This is a genomic window from Shewanella sp. MF08487 (genome assembly GCF_050848685.1).
Taxonomy (GTDB): Bacteria; Pseudomonadota; Gammaproteobacteria; order Enterobacterales; family Shewanellaceae; genus Shewanella; species Shewanella glacialipiscicola.
In genome coordinates this window covers 1-16,408 of record NZ_JBOZPB010000034.1, presented here as the reverse complement: position 1 = coordinate 16,408, position 16,408 = coordinate 1, and the positions used below count along the sequence as shown (strand labels likewise).

The window sequence follows — 16,408 nt, the reverse complement described above, 5'->3', positions numbered from 1 at the left end:
AATACTTACAAGTGCTCTCAAGGCATTTTCCAGTCGGTCTAAGCTTTATCTTCTAATGCTTAAATTTTTGAAAGGAGTAAATCAACAAAGTAGGTTGTTTCAGCTAGAGTACTGTGTTTTCCTCCTTTCATTTGACTGTTAGCCTTGTTGTGTATTTTTTATTATTCCCAAATGTCTGCCGTACCAGCTCGGATCGAAGCTACAATAAATTTGGCAGATAGCAGGCAGCCGATTCGATGAAAGGAGTCACCTTTATTTGCATCTCCATCGTCGACAACAGCTTTTGCGGCAAAAAATGCCGTACGCTTACGAGCATGCCTTGCCGCCTCGTAAATGGAGTAGACCTCCATATCAAAGCCATTCAACTTTCTCTGGCCAACAGCGAGTGAAGTTGTTTTTCCTTCCTCCGCAATGACCGCGCTCCCACTACTTGTGATTGCATCAGTTACAACCTTACAACTTATCCGTTCCTTGCCACTCGGTACTTCCAACACTGACGAATTTAAACCATCTATTAGATTCGCAACAGCTGAACCGGAAGCAACCTCAACCAACTTATTGTGCACATCTACATCAAGTTGCACATCATAATGTTCAGATTTAAAGCCTGTAGTACTCCACTTTCCAGCGTCATGTTGATGGCAGCTCTGGGTCACTAATAAATCGTAGATCTCTGACTCACCAGCAGCACCACCACAGATACCACTCATGCAAATAAGCCTCGGCTCAAACCGTTCTAATGCGAATGCAGCAGCAACAGCGGTTGTAACTAGCCCCATCCTACTTGCTCGGACAATAACCGTATTGTATTCCCCGATCTGAACTTCTCGACACATTAACCCTGATATAGTCTTTACTGGTCCCCAAGTATCAGTAAGCTCCTCGTATGCTTGTGCCTCTTTTTCTAATGCACATAAGATAACTACATCGAATTTTTTCGCTGGTTGAGCTGACATCAGTTTGATTTTCAGCGCTTCCTTCCACTGACCATGGCCATTGAAAGAAATCACGTTAATGTCAACTTGGTTCAGGTCATGAACAAAATCACCATTAGTGAGGCAATGTTGAGTCAAAACTATGGCTGGGGTTTTGAAAGACTTGCTACTATAGTCCCGCGTAGTTTCTACCAATGATTCAGAGTGATCTTCAACAGTATTGTCTTTACAGGAACGGGGAACTAAGAGATCAAGGATAATTAAATCAAACTTCGTGTTGGCAACAGCACGGGAATAGTCCAGCCAGTTTTTCTCTCGTTGAATTTTAGCCTCAGGTACGATCTCCATGATATGGGCATCAACCAGATCAAACTTTGTTTTCTCATCTTCTAACACTAAAATATTCATAACTGTTCCAAAATCAAATTAATATTTTTTTTCCAATGTTCTTCATTCTCAATATAACGAACACAACCAGCGACCTTGATACCAAATTTATCTTGTATTTCCTGTTTGGCTAACTCAACAGGAATGGGAACCTCCTCAATATCTATATCGGGATATTGAGTCAAAATAATGCTGTGTGTTTCACCCTGCGTATATTCAATCTCAAACAACACATCTAGGCCACCAGATGACAAAGGAAACGGAGAGCCTGCTCCTGCCTCAGGCTCATGGCTATGTATAGACATATCAATGATTGCTAAGTCAAATTTTTGTGATGCCAACAATACTGTTGCAGATCCAAGTGCATGACATTCACTTATTTCAACTCTGTCCTGAAAAATATCATTCAGATGTGAACGGATTCCTTCCATCTTGAATTCATCGTCTTCCACAATCAGACATTTTATTTTATTAGTGCTCAAGAACATAAGAAAGCCTCACTTTAACTTCTTTACCCACGACCTCATATTGGTCTAATTCAAAGTCTTTCCGATTACTAGCTAAAAGCAGTAGCTTTGATATTCCACTTTTTTTATCGTATAAATTTGCATCTAGGAAACCGGATTTTTTGTGGGTTTCTATATTTTCTGAGACTAAGAGTGGGTCATCAGTTGGTTTGATTGAAGAGCTCATTTCAATGATTAGACGCTTCTCTTTACCTGGTAATATTTCAAACTTTCTTTTTAGTGGACTGTGACGATCTGCGTATTTAGCCGCATTCCCAACCACTATTGCGAGAGCATCGTAAATAAGATGATAAAAATTTCCGACAAGCTCGATTTCTTCACTACTACTATCTGCATCTTGGGGGTCGAAATCGGGAATTGTATCCTTAACCTCTGCAACTGTTGCAGCAAAAATTAGTGAAACCAATGCTTTAGGGGCGATTATTGACGGGCGTTTGAACCATCCGAGCATCGTTGATAGTTTTCTGTCGATAGATAGCTCTAGTTCTCGCCGAAAAATTTCAGCAAGTCTCCTGTCAACAGCTATTGCTATAGGCATCAACTCTTGATCGAGAAACTTTTCATTTTTCAACGGAGCCTGCTGTGCTTTCAAGAAGCGAATTACCTCAACTAAGTCCAATTCCGCAAGTCGCCAAGAATAATCGATAATCAATGGACAAATATCAGCTGTGGAACTTGTTTCGGCGTAGTCGTTCCCAATGCTCGATACTGCGGCCGCCCGCACGTGTTGTTTACTCGGAGTAAATACTTCTGGAGTCAAAAGCCCAAGTGGTTTTGCTTTCGAATTAACATGTAAGCGCTCAGCAATGATTTTTTCAACAGCATTGTTGTATACTTCCTTCCAAAAAACCCATTTAGTTACAAATTGAGGATTGAGAAACAATTTTTTAAACTTAACATCTTTTTCTATGCCATTGATAACACTAGAGTAAACGTGACCATGAAAAGTTCCGTGACGGATTCTACGACCGATATATGACGCAATACCAAAAACAGCATTTGAGCAAAATGCGTTATAGCTTTGAGTCATGACCATCGAAAGAATAGTCTCGTCACAAGTCACTGATACTCCTTTTTTACCAGACCCAGTTGACGATAATGCGCTATTTAACTCAATCATCATCTCATCTTCAATCCACGACGTGAAGCGCATTGGATCCACATAAATCCTATGATCATCAATCTCATTTCGAACTCTGTTAATTTGATGATCAATTCTTACCGCACGAGCGCGTTGAAGAAAGTATTCATCACCAGCAAACCCAGCCATCCATTCATGTAGTGATGCTCGAATTTCAGGAATGTCAGCACGATGTGGAGCTAGTTTTGTTAACTTCGCCAAGAAGTCTTCAGTTGCGATATCATATATATACTCAGCGACATATGGATGCGATACTTCGTAGGCTTTTACAAGCTCAACCAATGAACCACCATGATACTTAAAAGCAATATCTTCCAGTAGCTTTCTCAGTTGGAAGCTATCAAGTTCATTTTTACTTCGTTTGGCTAACAGTAATAAGAGAATTAACTTTACTAGTTCGTCCTTTGAAAGCTTTGCAGCGGTGCGCACTGCATGAATAGGGATGGTCCGCGCTAAGTCACGAGTCAATCCCATAAGAGTGAATAAGTCCTCCTTTTCGAAACCAATCTGCCCTTCAGAGTCAATCAGCCAATAGTTAAATAGCGCTGATCTCGTGACAGTACCCGAAGCCTCCAACTTTGCCAACGCAGAATAATCATGTTTAGTGAACTGCGAACAACTCACCAAGTCATGCGGAGTTACCTTCCCCACCCAAGCCTGTAGAGTTTTTTCTAGATCTGCATGCAATACGGTCGCTTGTTCATGGGATGCATCGTAATAGTTATCTATCAGAACTCGATATTCTCGAATTGCCTCATACTCTAGCCACGCGCTGGATTGTTTAAAGAAGACGTATTCACCTTCACTACTTGTGAAATCATAGGTCTCGACTAAAGACTCGAAGAGCTCAGGCCGACCGAGAACCTTTGTGATTTCTGAGATTGCGGGAAAATCACTAATATTAAATAAATGGCAATTGAATTTAGCTAAAATAACAGCGTCGATCAGTGAACACTTCAGGACTTCCCTAAGAAAACACCCCAAATCTTGGGTTGAGGATGCTGACGGTTGAACACTTAGTTTGGATAACGTACGGGTATAGTTATTAAGAGCACCACGATCAGAGATATTTAAGACAGACCTCTTACTCATCAGAATGTTCTGATCTTTCGCATAGGAGTGGATTAACGATGAAACCACAATTCCTTTAATGCCGGCCCGTAGAACAAGGTTCTCAATTCGTTCGTCAATACAATCCCGCCCAATATTTTCACGGATAAGAATAATACGTCTCAATAACGCGTGACTCCAGCCATCTTCTTCCAATGTACGGAAGATTGTATCTAGACAAATACTGAAGTTCTTTGCAGCATATTGTTCGTCAATTTGCTGCAAAGAACTAGCGAGTCGAATAAGCCTATCTTTATGCTTACTCGCACTACTTTCAATAACGTTTAGTATTTCATATAAACCGGTCTCACGATATTCTTGAATGTTATCAAAAAATGGTGGTTTTTTCGGAAACGGTGTTGAAACTTTTATAGCCTTTGTCAATGCAGAACTGTTTAAAATAGCATCGAGAGCAGCGATTTGCGACTTTCCAAGTTTAGTTCTCAATTTATCCAAGCGATTGATTGTATGAGTACTTTCATCACTTAGTATAGCTCTAATTTTGTTTCTCGTTCTTAAGTCGAATAGTTTTAAATATTCATCCCTGTACATCATTAATCCTTAATTAGTGCGACTTGATTTAAGAGAGTTAGCTGTTTTTCTGCATAGGGGCATATTGTTTGATTTAAGTTCAGTTTGCACACACTATAATGCTGAAAAACAATTAGTTTTTCAGCATTATAGTGCCCCTACTTATACATTAAAACCAGAAAGTCGGTTTGGGATGTAAAACATCTTACAATCGGCAAGATTGTAACTATGATTTTTGTCTTAAGCTCCGCGCCCGTTCGACCCATGGACGGGTTAGCGAGTGAATCCCATGGTGTAAGTAATATTCTTTCTCTAAAAAGCATATTGGTTAACGTTGATGGTGCCAGTTATTCATTGCCTCTACCTAGACAAATTGGTATTACAAATCAGAAACCGAAGTGCTTCCTATAGACTATATATATGCCCAAGTATTTGATCAGTTGGGAAATCTTGAACAGTATATGTGGCGTTCTCGTTTAACGTTAGCGTTATGATTCATTTAACAGATAAGGAAAGGCCGCGTGAACTAGCGTCCTTATCCAGTTTGCCATACATTTCTTAATCCCATGAAGTGGCATAGTGAATTTGGCCACCTAATAAGAAATGTTATGATCTCATTCATAGCGAATTTAGGTGACAAAATGAATAAAAGTAAACGTGCTCGATATAGCGCAGCGATTAAACTCGAAACTGCCCAATTAGTCATTGACCAGGGCTATACACAAGAAGCGGCTGCCAAAGCCATGAACGTGGGTAAATCAACGGTCAGTAAGTGGGTAACGCAACTTCAGGTTGAACGCAAAGGGCTTGCTCCTAAAGCCTCACCCATGACGCCTGAGCAGATTGAGATTAGGGCACTTAAACGAGAAATTGAGCGTATTAACCTCGAGAAAGAAATCCTAAAAAAGGCTACAGCTCTCTTGATGTCGGACTCGCTGAACAATTCTCGATAATCGAGAAGCTCAATGAGAGCAGTAAATATCCTATTTCAGTGTTATGCCATGCATTTAGTGTGAACCGCAGTAGTTACCGTTATTGGGTGAGTCATGAGCATATTGTGACGTCAGAGCAGCGACGTTTAGAATGTGAAATCAAAGCGATACATGCACAAAGCAACCAGTCAGCGGGTGCGAGAAACATTGCCACTATTGCTTCTGAACGGGGTTTTGCACTAAGTCGTTATCGGGCAACTAGGCTAATGAAAAAGCTAGGATTAGTCAGTTGCCAACAACCGAAACATCACTACAAGAATACTGGGAAGGAGCATGTCACTATCCCCAATATACTCGAACGACAATTTGCAGTGGTTGAACCAAACACCGTCTGGTGTGGCGATGTCACTTACATTTGGGCGGGTAATCGCTGGTGCTATTTAGCGGTTGTACTGGACTTATTTTCCAGAAAAGCGGTGGGTTGGGCAATGTCATTTTCACCAGATACTGAGTTAACGGTGAAAGCACTGGAAATGGCATTTGAATCACGGAGTAAGCCTAAAAACCTGATATTTCACTCAGACCAAGGCAGTCATTACACTAGCCTTAAATACCGTCAACGGCTGTGGAAATATCAAATAACTCAGAGCATGAGTCGCCGAGGTAACTGCTGGGATAATGCGCCAATGGAGCGATTTTTCAGGAGTTTAAAAACGGAATGGGTGCCAACGCAAGGCTATAAGAGTTTTATTGAAGCTAAACAAGATGTGACTAATTATATTATTGGCTATTACAGCCAAGTCAGGCCACATCATTATAATGCAGGATTAAGCCCAAATGAATCAGAGCGAAGGTTTTGGGAAGATTCTAAAGCCGTGGCCAAATTTAGTTGACCACTTCACCACGACCTATTTTTAGACCCTTTACTCTAACTCATTTATGTCCAAAAGTGAGTTTAAAAAAGATCAAACTTTATTATCAGAAAATGACATACGTCCTCAGATAAATTATCAAACAATTGCGTTATTACCGTTCATGACAACAATAATTTTTTCTCAAACTTTATTTTGGTCGTACATCAGCTGGAAAATGTAAATGAAACTGAAGCTGGAATTATTAGGCAAATAATAGGGGATGAAAATAAGCCTTTATCGAAGAAACAAGAATACATTTATAAAAAGGAAATAGAACCAACCCTTGCTGAAAAATGTGGAATAAAAGGTTGTGAGCAGTTTGTACCAGCTGGCACTGATTATTGTGGCTCTTGTGAGATCGAATACGGCGGATAGCTTTAAATATACAAATAAGGATAGGCCGCCCGCAGCCGTGTCCTTACCCCAGGGCGAGCGCATGAGTGTTCAATAATTGACCTTAACAATAAAGGTACACTCAATTGCACTCATCAATGTCTGTTTTCAGCTTAACATTCATATAAACCATGAGTGTTTATCGAACATTTTTTGTGTGATAAACGTTCATGCGGTAGCCCTGGTCCTTACCCTGAGTGTTGAACAAGCCCGATTGATACCTTTGTATAGTAAATAGCGGCGCGAGAGTTCACGGATATGTGGGGTCAGTGTAAACTTTAATTGATACCCATATATTTACTAATTCCACTATCCATTTTTAGACCCTTTGCACTAACGCAATGTCCATATAAAAGTTACGGTCAAGCCTCTGTCTTCGTCCAAATAGGGAAGCGTAAACCTTCTGATTTTTTGTCCGGTATGATAAACCCCAAGCTGTACCGCGCGCGCGTAATAGCAACATACAGCTTATTCTGTGCCATCTCGTCTTTAACAGGAAAAGGAGTCGCACCATCTAAGATAAAATGCATCTGCTTGTCAACGGGTAGAATCAGCACGCGATCAAACCCCAATCCTTTGCTACTGCCAAAGTTGTAGCAGCGAGCTTGATCAGGAAGCATTTTTGTCCCGGACGTTACGTTCCAGCGAAGGACCATAGGGTCATACGCGTCTATGTAATCTGAAATATCCGAATGTTTTACGATGAAAATTCCAAGATGATGGGTGAACTCTAGTGGGACAGTATCAACGGCTGACACAGTCGTTTCATATGCGCCCATATGTACATCATCGGCGGCCATACATATTGCTTTAACGCTTCGCCAATTGAGCATGAGGGCTTCCTCTTTAAAACCCATGGATTTGAACGCTGCAATCTTTTCAGCAGCCGTTTGAGGCGTTTTTTGGCCAAACGTTGTATCGTACACCGTTTGTCTGAAGTCCCCCACGCAGGTCATCGGTGACTTCATTGCCTTATTTAGAATCTTGAGTATTTCGTAATCCCATCCAACGAGGTCTTGTACTTCATCGAAGTAAACTCGGCTATAAATATCGCTGAGACGAACCGCTGCAGAATTCTTCGTGGCCTTCGCGATCCGAGTCGCCAGCTTTGCCAAGAAGCCAGTATGGGCCTTCGACTTGCATGGAGTCAGGTAATGTTTCGGGTTATAGCTCTTGTCTTCCAATTGCTCTTTACGCCCAGGCAACATGTAAGTTGTACCCGACTGCAGATGAGGATTTCGTTCGTTGAAGAATATTCCCTCGATCCGTTGTGTGAACAATACTTGCTGAAATGGTCTAACCATATCTTCTAGATAAAATGAAAACAGACCTTTCACAACGAATTGCGAACTGTGCTTGCCATAAGTCTCTAAGAAGCGCCGCCGAAGTTCCTGCTGATTACTGGTGGTGTATGTCACTACAAGTACTTTGCCGCCACGTTCGATCTCCATAATCGACTCTGTGATTATTTTTTGGGTCTTGCCTGACCCTGCTCCAGCAATGCACAGTATGTTAATCAAAGTTTAGTACCTCACCAAGAAAGGCGGGATATTTGAATGATTCGGTGGTCTCAAACAACTTGATGGCAGAGTCTACCTTTTTCTTGCCCTTACCATCTCCGTCAGCACTCTTGAACCAGTCAACAATAAAGGCGAGCTTGTCTTCAAATGTCGGCTCCACAGCTAGTAGATTGTACGTTTGAGTCGAGAGAACGATTTTCGCAAACGATAGCAGCTCTTTTTCCGAAGTCGCATTTGCTGAAATCATGGCCGGTTCCAGTGAAAAATCATTATTGTCCGTAGAAGATATTAGCTTGATGTTCGGGTGCGCCGCGTAAATCTTTCGTGCTTCAGCGACGTTGTTAGCGTAATCGCCATCATTGTCCCGCAAAACATTCACTGAAGTACCGATATCTTTGCCTATCTCTATGAATGTTTTAAAGCCTACACCGCGAACAACTATGATATCTATTCCATCACACTCAGGTAAGCGACCTTCGTTGTTAGCCATATAAATTTTCTTGAGAACCAATTCATCAGATGGCCCTTCTACCAACACCACTTTTTTTGACAGTGCTACTCGCAGAGTATCGTAGCCAGGTAGCCGTTTCAGCGTCTTCACCACTCCTTTATCTAGGAGGTGCAGGCGCTTATACGAATCATGGAGCAAGCAGATCTTATCAATGCTCAACTTATTCAGCACATACGAACTGTGGGTCGTTATGAACAATTGCTTACCGTTTCGCTGATCTTCGATATCTTGTATAAGTCTGCTCAGTTCAACGTGGGATAAGTGATTTTCTGGCTCCTCCATCATCACTAGGTCAATATCTTTCGATTTGTTGTGGAGGGCCAATTTGATCTGAACTTTGCTCTGTTCACCTTTTCCAATCATGTGAAATGGAACCGCATCCACCTCAAGCTGCAAACCATTCTGGAGGGCGCCCGCTGGTATCGTATTGGCTGCAATGGTCAGTTTCTTGTTCGTAATCTTGTTATCTGAATCCAACTCTTTGTTGACTGTCTTAACCTCGTCAGTATCGTTGAACGTTTGAAGAGTCTCGCGATAATTAAGGCTTAGGCGAAAGCCTTCATCTTTCTTTAGTGCAGTACTCAGAACATTTGAAATGTACTGATTTTTCCCAAAGGTGGGATGGATACGAGTAGGGTCGATGTAGAGCGCACGGAATTTCTTGGTCATTGGCTTAATGACGTTCCAAGCAAAATCCATCCATTCGACTTTGTAAAACTCCACTGGGATACTGGTTATCGGAGCCCCTGCGTCTAGATAGTCTTGGTAAGCATCAGTGAAATCTGGGTCAAAGCTGGCTTTGACCTGAACCCCTTGCGCATCATTGAGCAGGCTGTTGTTAGTGCCTCGATAATCAGGCACGTCTTTCATATACGCCTCGATCACCAGAACTGGTAAATCTGCAGGAGATTTCGAGGATGCAAGGAAAGCTGCTACAGCATCGTTGTTAAATAGATCTGGGGAAAACTCATTGTTAAATGGTCTGCCTCGATACTGGAAGTTGAGCACGATTTCTAATGCTTCAAGAATAGTGCTTTTACCAGCGTTGTTATCACCAACGAAGGTATTAACATCCTCATTGAAGTCAAAAGTTTGATTTTGGAATTTTTTGAAATTGTGCAAACAAAGCGATTTTACTAGCATTTTCAAGTCCCTTTGAGGTGGCAGCAAAGCCAATTGTGACAAAACGCTACCGTGCGACACATATAGTGTCAGTATAGAAGGAAAGTATCATATATATCAGACAGTTGAAATAGGTACTAAAAGCTGATTGCGTCATTTTATTATGGCGGTCTTACTCATTATTTTGCTAGTCTAATTATCTTAAAAGCAGATCTTCTTTATATATTTAGCCCTAGAATTCGTGAGCTTGATTCTGCCCCAAAGTTTGCTAGCACTTGTTTAGTGAATCGAAAACTGACGAACGAGTTGCCCTAAAAAAATCTCATCTATTTGCCTAATGTTTGGCTCTACCGTAAAGCGACTAACAATGCATGGGTATAAAGTCGTATTTAAATTTAGATGCTTTTGAGTGTTTTTAAACTCATTAGTTTGCGCGTTTTTCCAGCCTAAAATTAATAAAATATTTAAAATCATGTGGATATGCTTTCCCCAAGTTAGTTAATAGGCTTGAAAAACGCGCATGCGCGTTTTTCAAGATGGTGTATTTGATGAAAAGCTGATAAGTTCTTTGCATACAGATAGTTAACTGTGCGCGTTTTTACTGGTCTAATGGGATAAACAGCACAAGGCATAAATACTAAGACGTTATGTTTTCAAGGAGTCACCGTGCCAACCACATGGATAGAAATCGCTGATACAGCGATAAAAATAGGTCTCGGCGCGGCAATAAGCGGTGTTTCTGCTTTCTTGATAAACCGCCAGACTCACAACAAAAGTCTCGAAAAAGAAAATTATTCGCGCAATAAAGAAACGCTCGAGAGCGTGACCCTGAGCATCGAAGAACTAACACATGCCTTATTAAAATATTGGTCATACATTTTGGAATGGGCCAAAAACAATGAGAAAGGCGTGCAAGCCTCAAAAGAAAAGACAAATTCCATAATCGAGTTAAGAGGCGATGTCTTCAATCTCTTCAAAGGGCTAACAAATAGCGAAGGAAGACTTTTACTAATCGGCTGTGTAGAGCAGCAAAAGAAGCTTCGAGAATATGGCACGCTAATTAGTGAATTTTATCGCTATGCATCTAGAAACAACGAGGAAATGCAAAGCTCAGAGTTAGAAGCTTGGCGTACCAAAATCTTGGAGGCCAGAGAGCAGTTGTACTCATCGCTCAACAAATCTTACCGAGCAGTGAAAACATAACAACTGGTTCAAACCGTTCGCTTCGCTCTCTGGGACGGGCTAAAGCCCGCCCCTGAACCAAACGTTAGGTGCCAAGTGGTTTTATCAAAATTATCTATACAATCTAAGGATGAGAGTAATGCAATATTCGTATAATCAAGTGAGTAAAATAAAAGAAGATTTGGAGCTACTTATTGATAACCTCAAAAATAACCCTAAGTATTCACAAATTTTGAGTCAGGATGATATTGCACAGTTTGAAGCTCACGTACCTCAGTATGATGTAGCTTTAAATACAATAGGTATTGGAGGAATATGTAGGGACTCTGAAATTAATGGTGGTTTTAAAGTTACTGAAGAATTTATTATGAAAATAAACAGTAACATCAAATAATTCAAGCACTTAACAAGAACTTCAAACGGAAAAAGTACAGTTGGCTGTTTCACTCCGTTCACATTATAGCCAACTATATTTTTCCGCTAAAGTAGGCGTTAATCCACAGAAATTTTAATCCGAAACCCACGAATTAGATTTAGGAATCTAGCTCGTTTTTGTCCAGAAGTAAGCCACAAGGAGTATGAAAGTTATTCCTCTCCAACACGAACATCCTTCGAAATATCTTATTTTTTCTCGGTCTGACTGCCCGCCACACGGTTGGCAGCTAGAGCTTGGGATAATATCTCCCGTTCACGCTCTGATTGAGATAGATCTAATTTCACCTGATTCAGTTGTTTTTCGACGCTAATAAGCTCAGCTTGGAGGCTTCCGAGTTGGTTTGCTTGCTGACGATAACTATTGAGATCTGTATTAAGTCTTTGCGTATCACGCTCAAATGCCAACTTTTCTGCATTAACCTCGGCTAGTTTTGCTCGAGAGTCTGCTAATTCATTGCGCACCGATACTAAGGTTGCCGTTAAATTTTCCGCAGTCTTACCTAGCTTGGCTTCTGTAGCCTTTAATTCTGTTCGGTCCTGCGTCAATCGCTCAAGGTTCGCTGTGGTGTATGAGATCTGGTCTTGCTGCTTTGATAGTGTGGCCTGCAGAGTTGCAATGGTGGCCTTCGCTTGCTCTAACTCTCGCTGTTCTAGTTCACGCTTCGCAACATCGATGCTGAGTAATTTAATTTGCTCTCGAGATGCCCTTAATTCGGTCTCTGCTTGTGCAACGCGCCCATTCGCTGCGTCTACTAATGCTTCTGCTTTTAATACTTCGGCTTTTGCGTGATTTCTTGCGTCATCAATGGCCTTTTCGCTGGTGGCCTTTAACTCTCGCAGTTGTTGCTCTATCAGGCTTACAGCAGATTGGGCCTTTTCGACCTTGGCTGCGGTGCTGGTTTCAATCTCCGCAACTTGAGCCGCCGTAGTATTCAAGACGCTTTCTAACTTATCTTCACTGTCACTTAACAGCGATAGCGTTTCATCAAGGTTTCGCGTCAACTGGGCAACTTGCTCGGTCAGCGATTCGTTACGACGGTCAATCATGAGCAACAGTTCTTGAGACAGCAACTTAGCTACGGCAAGGCTTCCAACCTCTTCCGCGATAGCATTTTTTCTATGCTCAAGATTATTTTTGTACTCAATCAAGAACCCTTGGATCGACGATGTTCTGCCCTGCAGATGAACGCTCAAGTTACGTGTCGTTGGCTCGACACCGTTTTTAAGCATTTCATTCGCGAGCTTAGTCACTTCCTCAAGAGTTGCCTTCGGTTTCACTGCCAATTGTTCCATTTGCTTGCCTCAAACATCTTCAAAGTTAATGACTTACATCGATAAATCCCAGTGTAGCCAGTTATTCAACACTCTGCAATGGAAACGATGTTTTTACGGAAACATCGTTTCCCGTTTCCCGTGGTGATTTGCGTCATTCATGTCTTGTATGGTGCTGATATAGAAGGGTAAATCCTGAAATTTGCCAGAATCGGCCGCCGTAATAGAATGTTCCTACATCAACTGAATGGGACAGAAAAAATGACCGAACTAGCAACTACGCCAACTGCACCGTGCAACCATGCAGAGGTCGCTATGTACCACTACTATCTGACCAATGCCGTGTTGACGACGAGCCCCAACGAGCAAGTCATTGGTGATGTGTTGGGGATGGGGGAAGATGACTTTGTGATGGAGCTGTTTGCGCTGTCTGAAGCGTTTTGGCTAAAAGGTGAAGATCTCTATGCCGAGGGTAAAGCGTTCTCAGGGCTTGCGGTATTCGACGTTGTGGCTGAGCTGGCTGAGTTCTTCTGGGGGTATGTAGAGCATACTGGAGAAATGCCTGACCTTGATGCGTTCAAGCTGGATATTGACCGAGTGTTTGAGACTTACACGCGATAAATCACCTGTCTAATACTCTTCAAAACAGTGAGACCTACAACCCCGATGGTAGTAGGCCCAACTTCCAAGCAGTAGTTTCTAACCCTGTAATGGAGTGCTTATCTTTTTAATATTTGTTCCCTCCATGTATTCTTTACGCAAAAAATCATCTTCGGGATTTTCGATGTTTCAATAATTAGCTATACTGTATTAATGTACAGTATTTGTGATTTGTCCTATGAACGTCATAATTGGCTTAGCATCGGCAGGAATACATGGGTTTGAGAGTCCAGCCGCTGGATACCAAGAGAAGGCGCTAAGCCTCAATAATCTTATTGTCTCACACCCATCAGCAACGGTATTTGCAGAGGTTACCGACGACGCTATGACGGGTCTTGGGCTATTTACCGGAGATCTACTTGTCGTTGATAAGTCATTGACTGCGACGCGGGGAGATGTCGTTTTGGCGCTGGTGCACGGCGAAACCGTTTGTCGGCAGCTAGACGATGACCATGACCATCATCAACTTCATGCCAATACCAATGCTCATTATTCCGAAATATCAGTCACAGACGGGATAGAGATTCAGGGCGTGGCCATTTGTGCAGTGCGCTTTCATCGACGCAAGCGCGATCCTCTAGTGTTGAAAAGCCTCGATGACCTTCTGGTTGAATCGACGTTTGTGGGCCGTGCAAGAGGGGAGTCTATGACGGGGGTGGGCATCCACTCCGGTGACATCCTGATAGTGTCACGTCAACTAACTCCAAGTTCCGGCGATGTCATCATAGCCATGTATAACGAGGAATTTGTTTGTAAAGTCTTAGATCTATCCAATAGCAGGTTGTTATCGGCTAATGACGATTTTGAGCCGGTATCAATTAGGCTTGATGACCGCTTCTGGTGCGAAGGGGTTGTGCCAGCATCCATTAGATTATTGAAACAACCGAGTTTATTGGTATGAGCAGCATAATAGCGTTATGCGATGGGAATAAGTTTTACAGCTCATGCGAACAGATTTTTAACCCGCAGTATCGTGGTAAGCCTCTAATTGTGGTCTCGAACAATGACGGCATGACAGTGACGTTAAGCCCTGAAGCGGCTGCGTTGGGGCTTAAAAAATTCACGCCTTACTTTCAAGTTGCTGAGTTCTGTAGGGCGAATGGCGTGGTTGTTTGCTCGAGCAATTACGCCTTGTATTCAGAAATCAGCTCTCAGTTTATGAAAGTCGCATCGAGAGAGTGTTTTTCGTATTTTCCCTATTCGATAGACGAGATTTTTGCTGAATTTGGGAATGATGACACACCACAGAACCTCTCAATATTAGGCCGCAAGCTAAGGCATGATGTGTGGCGCGAGGTCCGATTGCCTATTGGTGTCGGGCTAGGGGATACCTTAACGCTGGCGAAAGCCGCAAATCATGCAGCGAAGCGCTTAGGCTATCGCGGTGTTTGCGTGATTAAAGCGCACAATCGCGAAGCCATCTTAGGGGCGATGTTGACTACCGATGTGTGGGGAGTGGGTAAACGAATTGGTCAGCGGCTAAGTTCGATGGGGATTCATACTGCGCTGCAGTTGGCCCAAATGAAGACTAAGACCGCGAGGAAAATGTTTGGCGTTAACATCGAAAGAACAATTTTCGAATTGAATGGGACAAAGGCGTTTAACTGGGACGATATGCCCGTTAATAAGCGACAGATATTCTCCACACGCTCAGTTGGCCAGCGAATAACGACGATAGAGGGGTTAAAAGAGGCGTTGTCATTCCATGCGTGTGAAGCGGCTCGAAAGCTAAGGGGTCAAAAATCGGTAGCACGTTGCTTGGTATTTTTTGCTCAAACATCCGCGTATGACAAGCATGGTGTTAGTGGTTTCAGTCGGACAATTCATTTACCAGCTCCCACCAGTGACAGCATGATTATCAGTCAGCAAATTACCTCTGCGGTTGAGTCATTTTATGCCGCAGTGCCGTACTATCGCGTTGGGGTAGGGCTATTAGATATAGAACCAGGCTTGCAGCTCGATATGTTCAACGACAACCTGGGAAAACCAGCGTTGATGTCAGTCATGGACAGATTAAACGAGCAAATGGGCAAAGGTGCCGTGTTCGTCGCTGCCAATGGCATTGAGAAAAAATGGCAGATGCGGCGAGCGTTCTTGAGTCCATCTTATCTAACAAATTGGAATGAAATTCCAACCATTCACTGTTAGCAACGTAGTAAAATTTGCCTCATTTAAAGCTTGTGTGATGATTACTCTCAACGAATTTAGGAGAGCATCATGCGGTTAAAATCAGATTTAGAGTTGCAAATTGAGTCTTTGGCCAAAGATTATCGAAAAAAAGATAAACGGCTATCCTGGGAGACTTGTAAGAAGAGAGCGAAAGAAGCACTCCGTAGATTTAACCGGGTGAAGCCATGCGGGGAATAGACCTATTTGCTGGAGCTGGGGGGAATACAACCGGCGGAAAGATGGCTGGACTACGCATGTTGTGGGCGGCTAATCACAACCCGTTAGTAGTTAAATATCATGAGCTAAATCATCCAGAGGTCGCACATAAGTGTCAAGATCTGCATCAAGCAGACTGGTCGTTAGTACCAGAACACGATATTTTGCTTGCTTCCCCTTGTTGTCAGGGACACAGTCGAGCAGCGGGAACGTACAAGTGGGACCATATTTCTAATCGTGTGTTAGCAACACAGAAAAGAGTCACTAATGGACGGAAACAGTTTGGTGAGGTGTTTCTTGATGCTGCTTATGGAAGCGCTAGGTCCTGAAGAATCCCCTGATGATTTACAAATAAATCATCAAATTAGGGTGGAAGCGCATCTTGTTGCATGATCAAATGGTTTCGCCAAAAACTACACTTGGACAACAAGATGCGCGAAGCCAATATCCT

13 protein-coding genes are annotated in these 16,408 nt (G+C 42.4%); 7 read left to right on the top strand and 6 right to left on the bottom strand.

Annotation, left to right across the window (positions count from 1 at the left end):
- Positions 1-161: 161 nt before the first annotated feature.
- Genes ACRN9H_RS18200 through ACRN9H_RS18190 form a run of 3 tightly spaced genes read right to left on the bottom strand, consistent with a single transcriptional unit; the run spans position 162 to position 4,652 of the window.
- The gene (locus ACRN9H_RS18200; RefSeq protein ID WP_432315589.1) at positions 162-1,343 is read right to left on the bottom strand and encodes a nucleoside phosphorylase; all 1,182 of its coding nucleotides are present in this window, start codon (positions 1,341-1,343) and stop codon (positions 162-164) included.
- Positions 1,340-1,774 carry a hypothetical protein gene (locus tag ACRN9H_RS18195; RefSeq protein WP_432315587.1) on the bottom strand — a complete coding sequence of 145 codons (435 nt, stop codon included), beginning with the start codon at positions 1,772-1,774 and terminating at the stop codon, positions 1,340-1,342. The genes ACRN9H_RS18200 and ACRN9H_RS18195 overlap by 4 nt, the downstream gene beginning before the upstream one ends.
- 19 nt (positions 1,775-1,793) lie before the next feature.
- Positions 1,794-4,652 (bottom strand): hypothetical protein, encoded by a 2,859-nt coding sequence (locus ACRN9H_RS18190; protein WP_432315585.1) that lies wholly within the window; start codon positions 4,650-4,652, stop codon positions 1,794-1,796.
- A gap of 620 nt (positions 4,653-5,272) precedes the next feature.
- On the opposite strand from ACRN9H_RS18190, the gene ACRN9H_RS18185 reads away from it, so the two are divergent.
- A protein-coding gene (locus ACRN9H_RS18185) for an IS3 family transposase (protein WP_432315583.1) occupies positions 5,273-6,456 on the top strand; the annotation gives its coding sequence in 2 pieces (ribosomal slippage) (positions 5,273-5,531 and positions 5,531-6,456; 1,185 coding nt in all).
- A gap of 776 nt (positions 6,457-7,232) precedes the next feature.
- Here the strand turns inward: ACRN9H_RS18185 and ACRN9H_RS18180 are convergent.
- Positions 7,233-8,390 (bottom strand): UvrD-helicase domain-containing protein, encoded by a 1,158-nt coding sequence (locus tag ACRN9H_RS18180; RefSeq protein WP_432315581.1) that lies wholly within the window; start codon positions 8,388-8,390, stop codon positions 7,233-7,235.
- Entirely contained in the window at positions 8,383-10,044 is a 1,662-nt protein-coding gene (locus ACRN9H_RS18175; protein ID WP_432315579.1) for an ATP-dependent nuclease, read from the bottom strand. Before ACRN9H_RS18175 ends, ACRN9H_RS18180 begins: the two co-directional genes overlap by 8 nt.
- Positions 10,045-10,689: 645 nt before the next feature.
- On the opposite strand from ACRN9H_RS18175, the gene ACRN9H_RS18170 reads away from it, so the two are divergent.
- Both ACRN9H_RS18170 and ACRN9H_RS18165 read left to right on the top strand, forming a co-directional pair.
- Positions 10,690-11,226 carry a hypothetical protein gene (locus ACRN9H_RS18170; protein WP_432315577.1) on the top strand — a complete coding sequence of 179 codons (537 nt, stop codon included), beginning with the start codon at positions 10,690-10,692 and terminating at the stop codon, positions 11,224-11,226.
- Between the two features lie 118 nt (positions 11,227-11,344).
- Positions 11,345-11,599 (top strand): hypothetical protein, encoded by a 255-nt coding sequence (locus ACRN9H_RS18165; RefSeq protein ID WP_432315576.1) that lies wholly within the window; start codon positions 11,345-11,347, stop codon positions 11,597-11,599.
- 227 nt (positions 11,600-11,826) lie between these two features.
- Here the strand turns inward: ACRN9H_RS18165 and ACRN9H_RS18160 are convergent, their stop codons facing one another.
- Positions 11,827-12,933 (bottom strand): hypothetical protein, encoded by a 1,107-nt coding sequence (locus ACRN9H_RS18160; protein WP_263170113.1) that lies wholly within the window; start codon positions 12,931-12,933, stop codon positions 11,827-11,829.
- A gap of 240 nt (positions 12,934-13,173) precedes the next feature.
- Here ACRN9H_RS18160 and ACRN9H_RS18155 point away from each other — a divergent pair, with 240 nt between their 5' ends.
- The 4 genes from ACRN9H_RS18155 to ACRN9H_RS18140 all read left to right on the top strand — a co-directional run bounded on the left by ACRN9H_RS18155 (position 13,174) and on the right by ACRN9H_RS18140 (position 16,286).
- Positions 13,174-13,533 (top strand): hypothetical protein, encoded by a 360-nt coding sequence (locus ACRN9H_RS18155; RefSeq protein ID WP_263149255.1) that lies wholly within the window; start codon positions 13,174-13,176, stop codon positions 13,531-13,533.
- Positions 13,534-13,750: 217 nt separating this feature from the next.
- On the top strand, positions 13,751-14,473 hold the full coding sequence (locus ACRN9H_RS18150; protein ID WP_254915839.1) for a S24 family peptidase: 723 nt from the start codon (positions 13,751-13,753) through the stop codon (positions 14,471-14,473).
- The gene (locus tag ACRN9H_RS18145; protein ID WP_432315573.1) at positions 14,470-15,720 is read left to right on the top strand and encodes a Y-family DNA polymerase; all 1,251 of its coding nucleotides are present in this window, start codon (positions 14,470-14,472) and stop codon (positions 15,718-15,720) included. The genes ACRN9H_RS18150 and ACRN9H_RS18145 overlap by 4 nt, the downstream gene beginning before the upstream one ends.
- Positions 15,721-15,926: 206 nt before the next feature.
- Positions 15,927-16,286, top strand: a complete 360-nt coding sequence (locus ACRN9H_RS18140; protein ID WP_432315571.1) for a DNA cytosine methyltransferase — start codon at positions 15,927-15,929, stop codon at positions 16,284-16,286.
- Positions 16,287-16,408 lie beyond the last annotated feature (122 nt).